This is a genomic window from Nonomuraea sp. K271 (assembly GCF_009908215.1).
Lineage (GTDB): Bacteria > Actinomycetota > Actinomycetes > Streptosporangiales > Streptosporangiaceae > Nonomuraea > Nonomuraea longispora.
The window spans coordinates 48853-65887 of the sequence record NZ_JAAAHR010000017.1 but is presented as its reverse complement, the minus strand read 5'-3'; the positions used below and the strand labels follow the sequence as shown (position 1 = coordinate 65887).

Genomic DNA, 17035 nt, shown 5'->3' with positions numbered 1-17035 from the left:
CTCAGACGCGCACCACCGCGGTGCGGGCGTGGCCGCGGCTGCGCCCGAGCTCCACCTTGACCGCCTTCTTGGTCTTGCGCACGCCGCGGTCGCCGTCCTTCAGCGACTTCACCGCCCAGGGCAGCGTGATCTTCACCTCGTCGGCGGTCCTGGACGGGTCGGAGACCGCGAGCCGTACCTGGTCCTTGTCGCGGCGGACCACCAGCGTGCACGGGCCGTCGGCGCGCAGCGGCCCGTCCGCGGTCTCGACGGTCCCCGCGCGCCAGAAAACGGCGGCGAGCAGGCCGTCGCGGCAGATGGCCTGCGCCGCTCCCGAGTTGGCGAGGACCTTGACCCGCCCGGCGTAGGCCGCGGTCTGCGCGACCGTCGCGCCGGGCAGCACGGCGTAGGCGTAACGTTTCCTGCGCGGATCGACGCCGTGGTCCACGACGATCGTCGTGTAGTGCCGGGTGACGCGGGTCTTGTCGCCTCCCGTGGTGGCGCCCTTGTCGATGTCGCGCCAGCGGCCGGTGCGCTTCTCGCGGATCACCTTCGCGTCGGCGCCGTCGAGCAGCGCGTAGCCGGCCACGCCGGACAGGTGGAGCCAGCCGCCGCCCCGGCACAGCGGGGGATGCCGGTCGTGGGTGTTGCGGTTCTCCACGACGGTCTCGACGCGGCGGCCGTCGGAGGCGGTGATCCCGGCGCCCAGCGCGATCACGGCGTCATCGAGCAGGAACCACGCCTTCTTCGCACGCAGCGAGGAGCCGTCGGCGATCAGCTTCATGGCCGCGGCACCGTACTCGCCGTCCAGCGCCACCCCGCCCGCCCAGGGGGTCGAGGGCAGGCGGGACTCGCCGTGCCGGAGATCGGCACGTTTGCGGCGGTCGACCGTCGTGCCGGGCAGCCGGTACGGGTCGATCGTGGGCCACAGTTCGTCGTTCCAGTGCGTGAGGTCACCGGTGTAGAGGTAGGTCATACCGTCGCCGGTGTACCAGCCGCGCAGGTTCTCCCGGTTCATCGCCTCGGCCGCGCCTATGCGCTCCGAGCTCATCGCGATCGCGAACGCCCAGGTGGGGCGGCGGTGCACGACCCGGTCCATGTCGGCGAAGACGTACGTGCCCGTCGTACGCGCCCCGACCGGCACCGACGGGTCCGCCAGCAGGGCGTTGGCCTTCGCGACGCTCGCCAGCGGCGCGAGCGTGGCGTACGGGATGACCTGGTTGCGGGTGAGCCAGCCCTTCACCAGCGGCCTCCAGCGCCGGGCGTGGCTCTCGGGCGCCGCCTCCAACAGGGTGAGGACGGACTCGACCACCGTCTGCCCCGCGTGGTAGTCGCGGTGGCCCTGACGTGAGACGGCCCGGCCGCGGACGCAGTCCATCATCAGCCCGTCGAACACGAACGGCACGAACGAACGGTCCACGATGTCGTAGACGTTGCCGATTCCGCGGATCTCCCACGGCGACTGCGCGAGCATGGCGATCAGTTTGGCGACGCTCTCCAGGTAGTCCACGCCGTAGCTGCCGTTGTAGGGGTACACGTCGTGCTGGATGAACGAGCCGTCGCGGTAGAAGCCGTCGCCGGGGCCCTTGGTCGTCCGCAGCAGGTCGGAGACCGCGTCCTTGGCCCGCTTGACGAGGCGCGCGTCGTGGGTGAGCAGCCCGCGCATCGCCACCGCCATGGCCTTGCCGGCACGGTTGGCGCCGGTCTCCACGACGCCGGGGTGACTGACGCGGCGCTCCGGGTCGGGGCACCAGCGGCGCAGTGGGCGCAGCCAGCGCTTGAGCCGGTCCTTCGGCAGGCCGTCGTACAGCAGGGCGCAGGTGTCGGTCAGCGCTCGGGGCACGCCGATCTCCCACCAGAACCAGTTGCTGCCCCGCCGGTCGAGGTCCTCGTGGTAGGCGTGCTCGTACAGGAAGTCGAGCGCCCTGACGGCGGTCTCGGCGACCTGCGGGTCGCCGTGCATGGCGGTGCCCGGCGTGGCCCAGCCGAGCGCCAGGGTGCGCATGCGGTTGTAGGCGCGGTTGAAGTTGCCCGTACGGGGGTCGTCCAGTGGCAGGTCGGGCCAGAGGCTCGGGCGGCCGGGGGCGGGTTTCAGCTTGCGCAGCACCGCATGGGCCGAGCCTTCGACGGCCCGCGTCTTGTCGGCGTAGGCGGGGTCGTACGATCCGCCGGCCAGCAGGCTCACCCACCGCTCGCGCGCGGTGTCGAACGCGGCGCGGCCGGTCGCCTCGGCTGGTGTGTCCCAGAGGGCGACGCCGGCCACGCCCGCGGCGCCCAGCAGTGCGGACCGCCGGCTGAGGGGGTGGGACATGAAGACCTTTCCGACAGGCGTGCACATACCAAAGGAAAGATCCTATATCGCGAGGCGAGGCGCGTTTCGGGTTTGCGACGGGGAGCCCGTGAAGGTGCCGCGGGGGCCGCTCCCCGGACCGGTCACAGGGAGGCGAAGCCGCGCAGCATGGCCTCCAGCGCGAAGCCGAACCGGGGGTCCGGGTCGTCGCGCCCACCCGCCCGCGCCGGCTGGGCCCGGGCGGCCTCGGCGAGGAGTGGGGTCTCCCGCAGGTCGGGATCGGGGATCGCCTGGAGCCGGTCGGCCGGCGTGTGCCGGTCACGCCCGCCGGCGGCCAGGATGGCGACGTGGCCGACGACGAATCCGGTCACCGCGTACAACATGTCCAGCGCTCGCTCCGGCGGCAGTCCCGCCGCCCGCAGGATGCGCAGTGCCTCCTCCATGAGGTGCAGGTTGCGCGGGGTGATGGCGGGCCGGCCGACCACCAGCGGGACGACGTCCCGGTGTGCGAGCAGGACGCGCATCAGCGTGTAGGCGTATTCGCGCAGGCCCTCCTCCCAGGAGGAGGCCTCGGCCAGCGGCGGCGCCGCCTGCGTGAAGAGCTGCTCGACCAGGCCGTCCAGCAGGGCCTCCTTGCCGGCGACGTGCTGGTAGAGGGACATCGCCTCGACCCCGAGCTCCTGGCCGATGCGGCGCATGGACAACGCCTTGAGCCCTTCGCGGTCGGCCAGTTCCAGAGCCGCCTGGAGGATGGCCTGGCGGGTCAGCCCGGCGTTCTGGCCGCGGGTGCGCTTCGGGGACATGGTGGCCTTTCTCACAGCACCGATTCTTACGACGTAAGTATAGTGGTGCCAGAGTAAACATACGTTGTAAGAATCATGAAGGAAGGACGCGGCCATGAGCGCACCGGCCACGAAACAGCAACAGCGCGGAGCCCTCGCCTGGATGTACGGCGGCGCCGCACTCACGGCGATCGCCACCCTCGCCGCCTTCGTCCACCGGGCCGGCCTCGCCGATCACATCCAGGCGGGTTACCCGGCCTACGGGCCGGCGGAGGTCGACACCGCCGTCACCGCCTACACGGTGATCCTTTCCGTCGTCGGGGTGCTGGGCCTGCTGGGCTGGCTCGGCACCGTGTGGGCGGCCCGCGCCGGCAGGGGCTGGGCCCGCTGGCAGGCATCCGGCATGTTCGCCGTCGCGGCCTGCTTCGCGGTCTCGGCTCTGACCATCCAGGACGTCAACGGTGAAGTCGGTCTGGCGCCGCTGCTGGGCTGGCTGCAGGTCCTTCCCTGCGCGGCCGGTCTCGTGGCGGTCGTGCTGCTGTGGAGAAGGCCGGCATGACCACGCGGCGGACAGGTCCCCGGTCCGCCGGACACGCCGTCTGGCGGGGGGATCGCGGCGCTCAAACGCTGGACGTACCGGGGCGAGCGGCCCAGCACGTTCATGCGGCTCGTGAACCGGCTGGACGCGCTGTTGTACCGGTTCGGCCGGCCGGGATCCCGCCCGGGGTCCGGCGCTACCGTGATCGCATGCCTCGCCTGCTCGCTCTCTGCGCCGCCGCCCTGACGATCGCCGCCGGCCTGGGGGTGCGCGCGCTGTTCGACGGCCCCGTGCCGAAATACGCGGGCGACGCCCTCTACACCGTGCTGATCTACACGCTTGTGGTCCTGGCCCGTCCCGGGGTGAGACCGTGGGTGGCGGCGGTCTCGTCGGCCGGAGCGAGCTGGCTGATCGAGTTCGCCCAGCTCTGGACGATCCCGGCCGTGCTGCGTCCGCTGCTGGGCAGCACGTTCAACCCGCCCGACCTCTTCTGGTACGCGGCCGGCGCCGCGGCGGCCTGGCCCGCGCACACACTCTGGCTGCGCAGGACCGCCTGACTACGGCAGACCACCCGCTCAGACACCGCCAGCCAGTATCAAGGGCCGCTCACGCCCCCGGTCTCGCCCCCGGTCTCGCCCCCGGTCTCGCCGCCGGTCTCGCCGCCGGTCACAGCGGTGGAGCAGAGGTCCACGACGGCACCGGCGATCACCGGCGGGCCAGGAGCACCGGGATCAGCAGCAGGATCGATCAGGCGAGCAGCGCGGCCGGCAGCACGACGCCGGCGAGCAGGACGGTGCCGCGCGGGTTTCCGGCTGAGCGGAGCAGCCCTTCTCGTGCCGACAGTCGGTGCGGCGCTTCGAGTGGCGAACGCGATCGCCGAAGCGGCGGCCAACGCGGCACCAACGCGGCCGGGGGCGTGACGGCCGGCAGGCATGCGACGGTGGTGAGCCCGCCGGCGAGCAGCACGTCGGCGAACCGGTCGATGAGGCCGCCCGTCCCGCCGGGGTTCCGTCGGTGAGGTGGTCGGTCTCGCTGGGATCGGTGAGGACGGACGCGGAGCGCTGTGAACTACCTCGCCGGCGGATGGACGCTCTCCGCCGGCGCTGTCCGCGGCTGCCGACCATCAGGTTCGGGGGACTCGGAGTCGTCGTCCTGCGACGAGTGTTGTTCGGGTGCGGAGGACATGAACAGCTCCGCGTCAGAAAGAGGCGAGAGCGGCATCGAAAGGATTTCGCGGTCCTCTTTCGGCTCCGGCGTCCAGCCATAGACCTCGTGGTAGGCCGTGTCCACCTCAAGGACTTCGTTGGGGTCGAGCGGTGCGTGCCGGACCGGCTGAAGGTCGAGGACATCGGCGGGAACCGCATGCCGCCCTGGCGGTGAAAGGACGCCGATCATCGGTATTCCGTTCAGCGATCTCGCATAGTCGTGCCATTCTTGCGCCGCGTCCGTCAGCCCTTCGTAGGCATAGCCGATGCCCACACGGTGACAGATGTCCGAGGGAATGCGCCCGTACAACTTGTCTGCCGGATCGAGCCGCAGGTTGAGCTCCAGCCGCGGGTCCAGCGAGGCAGCTCGCCTGACGAACAGTGACCCCTCCGGGAGCAGTCCGCGAAGGGTCAGCAGAATGCCCAGTTCGAAAGCCGCCAGTGGTTGCCCCCTCTCGGCCCAGTCCAGCAGCTCCGTTCCGCGATATCCGAACCAGCGCTTGAAAAGAATTTCGTCGAGCGTGGAACACAACCTTCCGTCGGACGCATGTCGTGGCACATGGCCTATGGAGCGGCCATGGACACGCGACTCGGCGGAGTCCAGGTCCGTGGACAGGTCTTCACCGTCGAGAACGATGGAATGCATCTCCGCGTTTCCCAGATGAACATCGTTGAGCTGCTTCCAGATGGTGTGCCACAACTCCATGGTGCCGATCTCGGTGTCCGGGTTCACCCCTGTATCGGAAAGGGCTTCCCGGCACACTTGGACGAAATCCGCCACCGTCTTCCAACGCGGAAACCCGACGCCTTTGCTGTTCAGCAGCCGGGTGATCGAGGCCACGCTCATCTCTCCAGCCTGCGGCCAGGCGTTGACCATGCACCTATATGACGGCTTACCCGCCTTTATGTGCACCTTGCGAAGTTCCGCACTCAGCCTGCCGAGGGCAGCGCTGGACGATGGAGCGTCCACCTGGCGCATCACCACCCGTAGTCCGTCACCGTTGACGAGACCCCAATTGTCTCGTACATCACGAGTGTTCTGGACGCTCTCATGCCTCATGCGCATCAGCAGGGAACTAGAGCCCTGCTCATATTGCTCAACACTGTTTCATGTCGTTTCAAGTCACGCCATCATGATCCACTTTGGCCCGAAACGATGATCACCCCTGCCTTCAGCCCTGCGCCGCGATAGATAGATCCACAGAAACAGCACCCACGGGTCATTTCGCATGACCTCGGCCATTGGAGGTTCGATGGATATCTCGCTCATTACGATCATCAAAGCGGCGATCGTTGTTGCCGCATCAATCCTGGGGGGAGCTGCCGCGATCGTCCTGGCACGCCGTTCGGGCAAGACAAAGGCGGCGGCGCTGCTCGTGGGGCTGACGGTGGGAGTAGCCACGCTGGGTGGAGTGTCCCCGATCATCTTCGGCTAGCACCGACCGGCGCCCGATGCCGAAGGAGAGCGCGGCGGGAATCGGTGCGCACCGCTAGAGTCCGTCCTGTGGGCCGATCGAGGACCAGTCCGGGACCGGCTGAGGACCTGCTCATCGAGCTGGACCGCGACGCCGGGGTGGCGCTGCACCGGCAGATCGAGGCGTCCATCCGCGCGGACGTCCGGGCCGGCCGGCTGCGCGCGGGCACGTCGCTGCCGCCCACCCGCACCCTCGCCGCCGGGCTCGGGGTGTCCCGCGGGGTGGTCGTGGAGGCCTACCAGCAGCTCGTCGCCGAGGGCTACCTCACCAGCCGTCCGGGCGGTTACACGCAGGTCTCCGCGTCGATGCCGCCGGTCCCCGCCGGCGCGGGCCCAGCGGGCCCGACGGGCCCGGCGGGCCCGGCGGGCCCGGCGCAGCGGCCGGCCGCGCGCGACGTACCCGTCAGGGTCGACTTCGGGTACGGGCGCACCGACGTGTCGCAGTTCCCGCGGGCCGCCTGGCTGCGCTCGGTCCGTACGGTGCTCACCACCACGCCCAACGACCGGCTCGCCTACCTCGACGGGCGTGGCGCGCCGGAGCTGCACCAGGCCCTGTGCGACTACCTCAACCGGGTACGCGGCACGTCCTGCGCCCCGGGCGACGTGGTGATCTGCAACGGCTACGCGCAGGGCATCTCCCTGCTGATCGAGGTGCTCGCCCGCCGGGGCGCCAGGCGGATCGCCGTGGAGGATCCCTCCCCCGACGACGACGCCCGGATGCTGGCCACGCGCGCCGGCCTGGACGTGGTCGGCGTCCCGGTGGGCCGGGACGGCGTCCGGGTCGACGCCCTCGACCGGGCCGGGGCCGACGCGGTCGTGCTCACGCCCTCGCACCAGTGGCCCACCGGCGGAGTCCTGCCGGCCGCGGCGCGGGCCCGGGTGATCGGCTGGGCGAAGCGCCGCGGCGCGCTCGTGATCGAGGACGACTACGACGCGGAATACCGCTACGACCGGTCGCCGGTGGGCGCCATGCAGGGTCTGGCGCCCGATCACGTCGTCTACTGCGGCACGGCCAGCAAGACGCTCGCGCCGGGGTTGCGCCTCGGCTGGCTGGTCGTGCCCGCCCACCTGGTCGCCGACGTCTCCGCGGCGAAGCTGCTGGCCGACCGCGGCTCGCCGGTCATCGACCAGCTGACGTTCGCCGACTTCCTCGCCCGTGGGGAGTTCGACCGCCACCTGCGCCGGATGCGTCCGGTGTACCGCCGTCGCCGCGACGCGCTGCTGGACGCCTTGCGCACTCACCTGCCCGACCTGGAGCCCGCCGGGGTCGCCGCCGGGCAGCACGTGGTCGCCTGGCTCCCGCCCGGCCTCGACGAGCCGGCGGTGGTGGCGGCCGCCGCCCGGCACGGGGTCCGCGTCCACGGTCTGGCTCCCTACCGGCTCGCCGGCTCCGGTCCCGGCGGGCTGATCTTCGGTTACGCCGTCCTCGGCGAGCGGGCCATCGCCGAGGGCGTCGCGCTGCTGGCGACGGCCATCCGGGAGGTACGGGGTCCCTGATCCCGTACGGCCGGCCGGATGTTCTGGTTCAGGTGGAACACGTTGGCCGGGTCGTAGGCCGTCTTCAACGCGGTCAGCCGGGCGAGCTTCGCGGCCGGGTACGCCCGCCCCACACCGCGCCGCGCGTCGGCCAGTTCGTCGGCCGTCAGCGAGTTGACGTACACCCCGCTCGCGTACGGCTCGAGCGCCGCGCCGGCGGCACGGGCGGCGGCCATCCTGGCGTCGTCCTCGGCGGGGTCGCTCCAGCGGGCGCCGGCCCCGTACTCGAACATCGTGCCGCGGTGGCTGAAGGCGGCGTCGTCGTCCGGCACCTCGGCGATCGCGCCGCCGTGCGCCTGCAGGCCGGCGCCGGGCAGGTGCCGGCTCCCGCTCAGGTCGGCGCCGCCCCGCAGCAGGAACGCCTCGATCGCCTCGGTGGGGAAGCGCCGCAGGTAGTGCGCCTTGGAGTAGCGGCGGAAGGTGTGCCCGCCGGTGGAGTCGTCGCGCCGCTGGAGTTCGAGGTACGACGGCGTGGTGACGCGCGAGGCGATCGGACGTCCAAGCGCCCGCATCGCGGGCAGCAGCCGGCGGCCCTCGGCCGGGTCGCCCACCCACACGAACCCCACGGTGGCGACCGGGCCGGCCGGACCGTCGCCGACCTCGGCGGTGAAGGTCGCCTGCCGGGGGGCCACGGCGTTCAGGTCGCGCCAGCCTTCGAGAACCGGCACGGCGTCCTCGGCGCGGAAGTCGAACTCGGCGACCAGCGTCCGCGTGCCGGTGCGATGCAGCCGGAACTCGAACTCGGTGACGATGCCGAAGTTGCCGCCGCCGCCGCGCAGTCCCCAGAACAGGTCGGGGTTCTCGGTGCGGCTCGCGGTCAGCACGTCCCCTTCGGCGGTGACCATCGTGCAGGAGACAACGTTGTCGCAGGCCAGGCCGTACCGGCGGGCCAGCCAGCCCATGCCGCCGCCGAGGGTGAGCCCGCCGACGCCGGTGTGGGAGACGTTGCCGGCGGTGGTGGCCAGGCCGTACGCCTGGGCGGCCCGGTCCAGCGCGCCGAGCAGCGCGCCGCCCTGCACCCGCGCCCGGCGGCGGACCGGGTCGACGCGCACGCCGCCCATGGGCGTCAGGTCGATCATCAGACCGTCGTCCGGCACGGCGAACCCGGCGACGTTGTGGCCGCCGCAGCGCACGCCGATCTCCAGGTCCAGTTCGCGGGCCAGCCGTACGGCGGCGACCACGTCGGCCACGCCGGCCGCACGGACGATCATGCGGGGCCGCCGGTCGACCATGGCGTTCCAGACGGTACGGGCGGCGTCGTAGCCGGCGTCGCCGGGGGTGAGGAGCCGGCCGTCGAAGCGGGTCGTCGTCGTTGTCATGCCCTCAGCCTGACCAGAATCGGTACACGCGATAAGGGCCGATTCCACAGGCTGATTCAGGACCAATTCAGGGATCGGCGGGGTGCCCGCACGCCTGCGCTCCAGCGGGCCCCCGCGCGGCCCTCCGTGCGGGCCCGTGCCAGCCCCCCGTGCGGGCCCCGTGCGGGGGCCCTGGCTGGTCACCACGCTACGGATCATGATGTTCATCATGGCTTCACCGTCCGGCCGGAAGTCCTTCATCGAAGATCGATGGACTCGCCGCATGCCTTCCCACGTCCTGTTACGCACCCACACCCTCGGCATCACCACCGTGCTCGCCGTCGTGCTGGCCTTCGCCCTCGGAGCGGGAGCGCCCACCGCCCACGCGGCGCAGCCGCTGCCCGGGATCGACGGCGCCGGCACGCCCCGCGACCCGTACCAGATCGACTCGGCCGACGACCTGCGCACCGTCGCCGCCGCGATCAACGGGGACCCGCGCGGTCACGGCGGCGCGGCCTACCGGCTGACCGCCGACATCGACTTCGGCGGCGGCGAGTTCGGCGGCATCAACTCCTTCACGGGCATGTTGGAGGGCGCGGGTCACACAATCAGCGACATCCGGTTCGTACGGGAGGCGTCCGCGGACGGCGAGGCCGATCGCCTGGGCCTGGTCCGCCGGCTGGACGGCGGCACGGTCAGGAACCTCACCCTCGCCGGTGTGCGGGCCGACGCCGGGACGAGCACCGGCGGCTGGATCGGCGCCGTCGCCGTCGTGGCCACCGACGCCACCCTGACGGGCAACGCCGTGACCGGCGCGCAGCTCACGGCGAACAGCGCCGAGAAGGTGGGCGGCATCGTCGCCGAGCTGCACAACGGGACCGCCGAGGACAACCTCGTGACCGGCTCACTGAGCGCGGGCGAGATGCCCGCCGGCATCGCCGCCTACGTCAACCAGGACTCCCAGGTCCGGAACAATCTGGTGGCGGCCGACCTGACAATGGTCGTGCCGGGCGGGGACGGCGGCACGCGCGGCAACGACGCGGGGCTCATCGCCGGCTACCCGGGCACGCCCAACGGCTCCACGTTCGCCGGCAACGTCGCGCTGTCCGGCTCGATCGCTTATGAGGGCAAGGTCGACGGGTTCGTCGGCCGCGTCATCGGCTACACCGGCTACGACGGCTGGACGGCCGAGAACAACCTGGCCAACGCCGCGATCACCATCGGCGGCGACCCGGTCACCGGGCCCGGCACCAAGAACCAGCACGGCACGGACGCCACGGACGAGCAGCTCGCCCAGCAGGCGACGTACGAGGGCCTGGGCTGGGACTTCGTCAACGCCTGGCGCTGGGACGACGCGCTGGGCCACCCGGTGCCGCGCTACACCCCGGGGCTGTTCGGCGGCGGCACCCCGGAGCAGCCGTACGAGATCGGCTCCGCCGAGGACCTGGAGCTGCTCACCGCCCAGCTCAACGCGGGCAACGCGCGCTACACCGGCGAGCGGCACTTCGTCCTGACCGCCGACCTCGACTTCGCCGGGCGTGAGCCGTTCGGCGGCATCAACCGCTTCGAGGGCGTGCTGGACGGCGCCGGGCACACGGTCAGCGGCCTGGTCTACGCCCCGCAGGAGAGCGCCGGCGGCGAGGCCGACCGGCTCGGCCTCGTACGGCGGCTCGACGGCGGCACCATCCGCGGGCTCACCCTGGCGGGCGTCAAGGCTGACGGCGGCACACGCGCCGGGTTCGTGGCCGGGCTCGCCGTCGTCGCCACCGACGCGACCCTGACGGGCAACACCGTGCGCGACGCCGACCTGAAGGCCACCGGCGCCGAGAAGGTGGCGGGCCTGGTGGCCGAGCTGCGCGGCGGCTCTGTCACCGGCAACTGGGTGCGCGCCACGATCAGCGCGCAGCGGATGCCGGCGGGCCTCGTGTCGTACACGAACAACGGCGTGACGGTCCGCGACAACCTCGTCGACGCGGACCTCACGGTGGCGGCCGACGGCGGCGCGAACGGCACCCGCGGCATCGACGCCGCGTACGTCGTGGCCTACCCGGGCAACCCGGGCGCGGGCAGCGTGTTCACCGGCAACGTCGCGCTGTCCGGCACGATCGCCTACACGGGCAGGATCGACGGGTTCGCCGGCCGAATCGTCGGCTACACCGGGTACGACGGCTGGGCCGCGCAGGACAACCTCGCGAGCAGTGAGATCGCCATCGGCGGCCGGACGGTCTCCGGGCCCGGCACCAAGAACCAGCACGGAACCGACTCGACGGCCGACACGCTCGCCCGTCAGGCCACCTACACCGCCCTCGGCTGGGACTTCGCCGGCCAGTGGAGCTGGGACGCCGAGCTCGGCCATCCCGTGCCGAAGTACGTCTCCTCGGACGAGGCGCCGAACCGGATCACCACCACCTTCTACGGCGACCCGGGCACGCGGCGCGCCTTCACCTGGTACTCGACGCTGGACACGGGCAGCGCCGTCGCCGTGCTGAGCACGGACCGCGAGTTCCCCGAGGGCTCGGCCACGGTGACGGTCGAGGCGGAGCGCGAGGAGAGCGAGGACGGGGAGACCTTCTACCGCGCCGTCGCCCGTGACCTGCGGCCGGGCACCACCTACTACTACCGCGTGGGCGACGCGGCCGAGCAGGTGTGGAGCGCCACCGGCACGTTCGTCACGGCGGACGGCGGGGACGAGGACTTCACGTTCGTCGACCTGACCGACACGCAGTCGCAGAACCTGGCCGAGGCGCAGCTCTCGGCGCAGACCATCGCCAAGGCGCTCAAGCACGTGCCGGACGCGGAGTTCGTCATGCACAACGGCGACGTGGTCGAGGACGGCGGCCGTGAGCAGGACTGGAAGGACCTGCTCGACTCCGCCCGGCCGAGCCTGCTGAGCACGACGCTCGCGCCGGCGTCGGGCAACCACGACGCGGCCGCGAACGCGTTCGCCGACCACTTCACGTTGGAGGGCCCGCAGGACCAGGACCGGGGCGACGGCGTGTACTACTCCTACACCTACAACCGGGCGCACTTCATGGTGCTCAACACCAACGAGGGCGGCGCCGAGGGCATCTCCAAGGAGCAGCTCGACTGGCTGCGGGCCGACGCCCAGGCCGCGCGCGCCGCGGGCGCCCGGTGGCTGGTCCTGGCCATGCACAAGGGCACCTACACGACGGCGAACCACCTGGACGACGAGGACGTCATGGCGATGCGCCGCACCCTCGTGCCGGTGATCGACGAGCTCGACATCGACCTGGTGCTGCAGGGCCACGACCACGTGATGAGCCGGTCCAAGGTGCTGGCCGCCGACCCCGAGGGGGTGGAGGGCGCCCGCCCGGTCAAGACCACCAGGATCACCGAGGTCCGCAACGGCAAGCGCATCGAGTACGCGGTCGATCCCGAGGGCAGCATCTACTTCCTGCCGAACACCGCCGGCGCCAAGCACTACACGCAGGCCACCGACCCGCAGGGAGTGGACCTGGAGCCGTACCTGCGGTTGTTCGACCGTACCGGTGAGCAGGCGGGCGAGAACTTCACGGCCGTGACCGTCACCGCCGACCGCCTCACGGTGAACGTCTACGACATCCGCGACCGGGGCGTGCCGCGCCTTTTCGAGGGCTTCGGCATCGACCGCGCGATCTCCCCTGTCGCCGCCGGAATCGCCGAACTGCCCGACGCCGGCGACGTCACGCTGGAGGACGCCAAGGCTGTGGGCGCGGCGCGCGACGCCGTCGACGCGCTCACCGAGGCGCAGCGCGGCGCCCTGACCGGGCTGCCGCGCCTGGAGGCCGCCGAGCGGCGGCTGCGCGAGCTGCGCGGCCTGGTGTCCACGGACGGCAAGACCGTGGCCTGGGCCGATCCGGACGCGACCGCCCGCCAGGCGGTCACCGTGCGCAACGACACCGCGTCGGACTTCACGGGCACGCCGGTGCAGCTCCGCATCCCGTCGGCGCCCGACGTCGGGCGGGACGAGCTCGCCTTCTTCGCCGCCGACGGCGCGCCCGTGCCGTTCGAGGTGGAGACCTGGCAGCCGGGAAAGACCTCGACGGTGTGGGTCCGGATGCCGAGCCTGCCCGCCAGGTCGGCACGGCAGGTGTGGGCCTACTTCGGCGGCAAGGCGCCCGGCAACGACCCCACGGCCGTGTGGGGCGAGGCGTACTCCCTGGTCGAGCACTTCGGCGGAGACACCGCGAGCGGCGAGCGCCGCACCGACTCCACGGGCCGGCAGGCCGGGCTCGTGGTGGGCGACGGTCTGGCCACCGCCGTCTCGGAGCGGGGCACCGGCCAGACGCGGTTCGCGGGTTCGCGCCTGCAGTACCCGGGCGACGTCGGCGGCGGGTACGACCGCATCACGATCAGCGGCGTGTACGCGCTCACCGAGGAGGACCTGGCCGCGCTGGGCTCGGCGGCGCCCGTGGTCGCGAAGGAGAGCGCGACCGGCGACGGGCGGCACACCTTCTGGCAGGGCATCCGGCCGGAGGATGGCCAGGTCGGCACGCGCCTGGCGGGCAACAGCTTCGAGTTCGCCGACGCCGACCTGACCCACCGGTTCGGCTTCGCCGCCGACGGCGGGCCGCACCTGGTCACCCAGACCTACGACGGCATGACGTACTCGGTGTTCGTCGACGGCCGCGAGGTGCACAGCCAGATGGTCGAGTACCGCAGCACGTTCTCCGATCCGGCCGTGCAGACGACGGTCGGCGACTACTACACGAACGACGGCAGCCTCAGGTCGCCGTTCCGCGGCGTGGTCGACGAGGTGCAGATCGCGGGCGTGGCGTTCACGCCCGCCTTCGAGGCATTCCGGTACGCGAACCTGTTCGGCGACGCCGTGAGCTTCGGCGAGCGGGTCGAGCGGGCGGACGAGCGCCTGACCCTGATGGTCGGAACCCCGCGGCCGGGCGGCACGCTGGAAGCCGGCCTGGTCGAGGTGACCGGCACGGTCAGCCGGCGCGCGGTGCTCACCGCGCAGGTCGCCGGCGAGCAGGTGCACACCGAGCAGGTCGACGCCGGGGCGTTCACGGTCCGCGTGCCCGTGAACGCCACCGGCGAGCAGACGCTCACGGTGAGCGCCACCGAAGGTCCGGGAGGCAAGGCCGGCGACGTGGCCAAGCCGGTCGAGGTGCCGCTCACGGTCAAGGACACCGTGGCGCCCGCCGCGCCGAAGGTGAGCGACGACGCCTCCTCGGCCTCCGGGCCGGACGCCGGCGTCACGCTGAGCGCGACGCCGCGGACCAAGGACCGCGAACGGGTCGAGGCCAGGTTCTACGCCGGCCCGGCCGTCCCGCTCGACGAGTCGAACGTCGTGGTGCGCAGCGGGACCACCCCTGACCGGTTGCCCGACGCGCTGACCCCCGGCAGCGGCACCGTCAGCGGGAAACTGCTGCCGAAGACGGTGGGCACGAACGAGAACCCGTACCAGATCTATGAGATCTCGCTGACCGGCGAGCAGGCGGAGCAGCAGGAGTTCCACCTGACCTGGACGGGCTCAGGGGACGAGCGCACCGTCTCGGCCCACGTGTACGACCACGCGGCCGGCCGCTGGCTCATGAAGGACTCCGGTTCTGACCCGTCCGGCGCCGCCGTCCAGCTGGACGTGACCGCCCGCGCCGGCGAGAACGCCGTCGCCGGCGGGAAGCTGCACCTGCTGGTCTGGCGCGGCCTGACCACGCTGCCGGGACAGGAGGGCGACGACATCGAGGCGCCGCCCACCGCCGACCGGTACGACTGGGCGTTCGACCACGTGCCGGACTCCCAGCTCTACGCGCAGGCGACGCCCGATCTCATGACGCACCAGTTCCGGTACGTCGCCGACGTCGCGGACAAGCGCAAGACCAAGCTGGTGCTGCAGGCGGGCGACTGGGTCAACCGGGAGTACCTGTCGCAGGAGTACCAGTGGGTGAACGCCGAGCCGTCGGCGCGAGCCCTGGAGGACGCGGACCTGCCTTACATGATCTCGTGGGGCAACCACGACTACTCCGACGCGCGCAACGGCCGGGTCATGCTGCCGAAGTATTTCCCGATGGAGCGGTTCGAGAAGAGTCTCGAAGGCAGCCCCTGGCGGTTCGGGGGCAGCGACGACATCGACAACTACTACTACACGGCCGAGATCGAGGGGGCGAAGCTCCTGCTGCTCACCGTCGGCTTCTTCTCCGCGGACAACGCCGGCGACCCCGGACTGGCCTGGGCGAAGAAGGTGATCGAGGATCACCCCGACCACGCGGTGATCCTCGCCAACCACAACTCGGTGAACCAGAGCGTCAACGGCTGGTCGAACGACAACGTCACCAGGGAACTGGTCGATCCGTACCCGAACGTCGAACTGGTGCTGGGCGGCCACATCGCGGGCACCGGCGTCGCCTCCCGGGAGACGGCGGGCGGCAACCGTGCGTACGGCGTACTGACCGACTACCAGTCGCGGGTCTACGGCGGGCAGGAGTACCTCAAGCACATCAGCGTCGACGCCGAGAACGACCTGATGTACTTCAACACCTGGTCGCCCCTGCTGGGCAGGGCGACGTCCGACGGGAACTGGCACCACGAGGTTCCCAAGGGCGCGATCCCCGGTTTCCACGGCGCGGACACGGAGAACTTCGCCCTGGAGATCGACCTGGGCGGCAGCACGACGCGCACTCTCACGGCCGAGTCGCTCACCTTCGCGGCCGGCGCGCGGCAGCAGGTCGGGGACGTGCGGACGGCGGTCGGCGCCGAGCAGGTCTCGGTGGTGCTGGACGACCTCGGGGGCGGCGGCTCCTACGAGTGGTACGTCGAGCTGCGCGACGCCGCGGGGCACGTGACCCGCAGCGCCGTCAGCACCTTCACCGTGGCGGGGTCGCCGGCGCAGCCCGCGTGGGACGCCGCGACCGTGTACACGGCGGGCCACGAGGTGACCTACCGCGGCGCCGTCTGGCGGGCGGCGTGGTGGACCCGCGACCAGGAGCCGGGCGACCCGAACGGGCCGTGGCAGGAGATCGCCGCGACCGGCGACGGCACCGCCGTCTGGACACCGACCCGTGTCTTCGAGGCCGGTGACGTGGTGGAGCACCGCGGGCAGCGGTACGAGGCCGCGTGGTGGACCCGCAACCAGGAGCCGGGCAACCCGCACGGCCCCTGGCGTCCCCTGACCTGACCCCGGATGTGGTGGTGGGCCCGATCGTCGCGACCGTCTGCCTCAGGTCCGGCGATCGTGCCCACACCTGGGCCGGCGCGCAGCTCGTATCCGTCTCCTGCCGGCCGTTTCGAGGGATGGTGCGCTTGATCCGCCGGTCGGATCGGGATCAGTGGTGGGTGGCGATCGTGTGCACCGGGACGATGTGGCTGGAGCAAGGAGGCTTTCGGGCCGATCCGACGGTCGGCGACCCGGTGCTGATGGACACCTCCCGGCCGGCCTCGGCGCGAAGCCGGCAGCCGCGGGTTCAGTCGAGGGACAGCCCGGCCGCCGGAGTCACCCGGGCGGCCCGGCATGACGGAGGACAGCGGCGAGGACCCGGCCTGGGCGGCGATGAGGACGACGACGCCGAGTGACGGCCAGGGCACCCGTAGGGCGGCGTGGTCGAGAGCCGCCCGCGCGATCGTCTCGTGACCGGCCCAGGCGAACGCGACCCCGAGCACGGTGCCGAGCAGTTGGGCCAGGTGACGTACATCGAGGCCTGGGCCGAGGCGGAGGGCGACTCGACGAGGCCGACCACTTCCAGGTCGGTCGCGGTGGCGCCCTCGCCGGTCCGGACCCCGGTCGCCGACCGCGATCTCCCTGGCCCGGGCGACCCACACGTCCACCACCTCGACCTCGCGTGCCGCGAAGCGGCCCGAGCTGAGCTTCTGCCAGCGCAGTTCCCCGGCGGGGGCGAGCGGCCCGACGAACGTCCTGGGGTGGGATCGTGCGTGGCTCTTTCATCACGCACCGGGGTCGGTCCAGGATGTGCGCGCGTTGTCCGCC

General features: G+C 71.9%; 10 protein-coding genes. 5 read left to right on the top strand and 5 right to left on the bottom strand.

The genetic code is table 11. The features are described from left to right. Position 1: 1 nt before the first annotated feature. Both GUY59_RS08665 and GUY59_RS08660 read right to left on the bottom strand, forming a co-directional pair. The gene (locus GUY59_RS08665) at positions 2–2290 is read right to left on the bottom strand and encodes a polysaccharide lyase 8 family protein (protein WP_138200192.1); all 2289 of its coding nucleotides are present in this window, start codon (positions 2288–2290) and stop codon (positions 2–4) included. Between the two features lie 122 nt (positions 2291–2412). Then, on the bottom strand, positions 2413–3087 hold the full coding sequence (locus tag GUY59_RS08660; protein ID WP_252374884.1) for a TetR/AcrR family transcriptional regulator C-terminal domain-containing protein: 675 nt from the start codon (positions 3085–3087) through the stop codon (positions 2413–2415). A 79-nt stretch (positions 3088–3166) separates the two neighbouring features. Between GUY59_RS08660 and GUY59_RS08655 the strand changes: the two genes are divergently transcribed. Together GUY59_RS08655 and GUY59_RS08650 are read left to right on the top strand one after the other, a co-directional pair. Continuing rightward, on the top strand, positions 3167–3610 hold the full coding sequence (locus tag GUY59_RS08655) for a hypothetical protein (RefSeq protein WP_138200193.1): 444 nt from the start codon (positions 3167–3169) through the stop codon (positions 3608–3610). A 188-nt stretch (positions 3611–3798) separates the two neighbouring features. Next, a complete protein-coding gene (locus tag GUY59_RS08650; RefSeq protein ID WP_138200194.1) occupies positions 3799–4146 on the top strand; it encodes a ribosomal maturation YjgA family protein in 348 nt (115 codons plus the stop codon). A 190-nt stretch (positions 4147–4336) separates the two neighbouring features. On the opposite strand, the gene GUY59_RS08645 is transcribed toward GUY59_RS08650, so the two are convergent. Together GUY59_RS08645 and GUY59_RS08640 are read right to left on the bottom strand one after the other, a co-directional pair. Next, entirely contained in the window at positions 4337–4555 is a 219-nt protein-coding gene (locus GUY59_RS08645) for a hypothetical protein (protein WP_138200195.1), read from the bottom strand. Between the two features lie 102 nt (positions 4556–4657). Next, entirely contained in the window at positions 4658–5671 is a 1014-nt protein-coding gene (locus GUY59_RS08640; protein ID WP_138200196.1) for a hypothetical protein, read from the bottom strand. A 376-nt stretch (positions 5672–6047) separates the two neighbouring features. Here GUY59_RS08640 and GUY59_RS08635 point away from each other — a divergent pair, with 376 nt between their 5' ends. Beyond that, entirely contained in the window at positions 6048–6230 is a 183-nt protein-coding gene (locus GUY59_RS08635) for a hypothetical protein (RefSeq protein WP_138200197.1), read from the top strand. A 68-nt stretch (positions 6231–6298) separates the two neighbouring features. Then, a complete protein-coding gene (gene pdxR, locus GUY59_RS08630) occupies positions 6299–7765 on the top strand; it encodes a MocR-like pyridoxine biosynthesis transcription factor PdxR (RefSeq protein ID WP_138200198.1) in 1467 nt (488 codons plus the stop codon). On the opposite strand, the gene GUY59_RS08625 is transcribed toward pdxR, so the two are convergent. Continuing rightward, entirely contained in the window at positions 7684–9123 is a 1440-nt protein-coding gene (locus GUY59_RS08625; protein ID WP_138200199.1) for an FAD-binding oxidoreductase, read from the bottom strand. The two genes, pdxR and GUY59_RS08625, sit on opposite strands and share 82 nt — an antisense overlap. 262 nt (positions 9124–9385) lie before the next feature. Here GUY59_RS08625 and GUY59_RS08620 point away from each other — a divergent pair, with 262 nt between their 5' ends. Further along, positions 9386–16228, top strand: a complete 6843-nt coding sequence (locus GUY59_RS08620) for a metallophosphoesterase (RefSeq protein WP_138200200.1) — start codon at positions 9386–9388, stop codon at positions 16226–16228. Positions 16229–17035 lie beyond the last annotated feature (807 nt).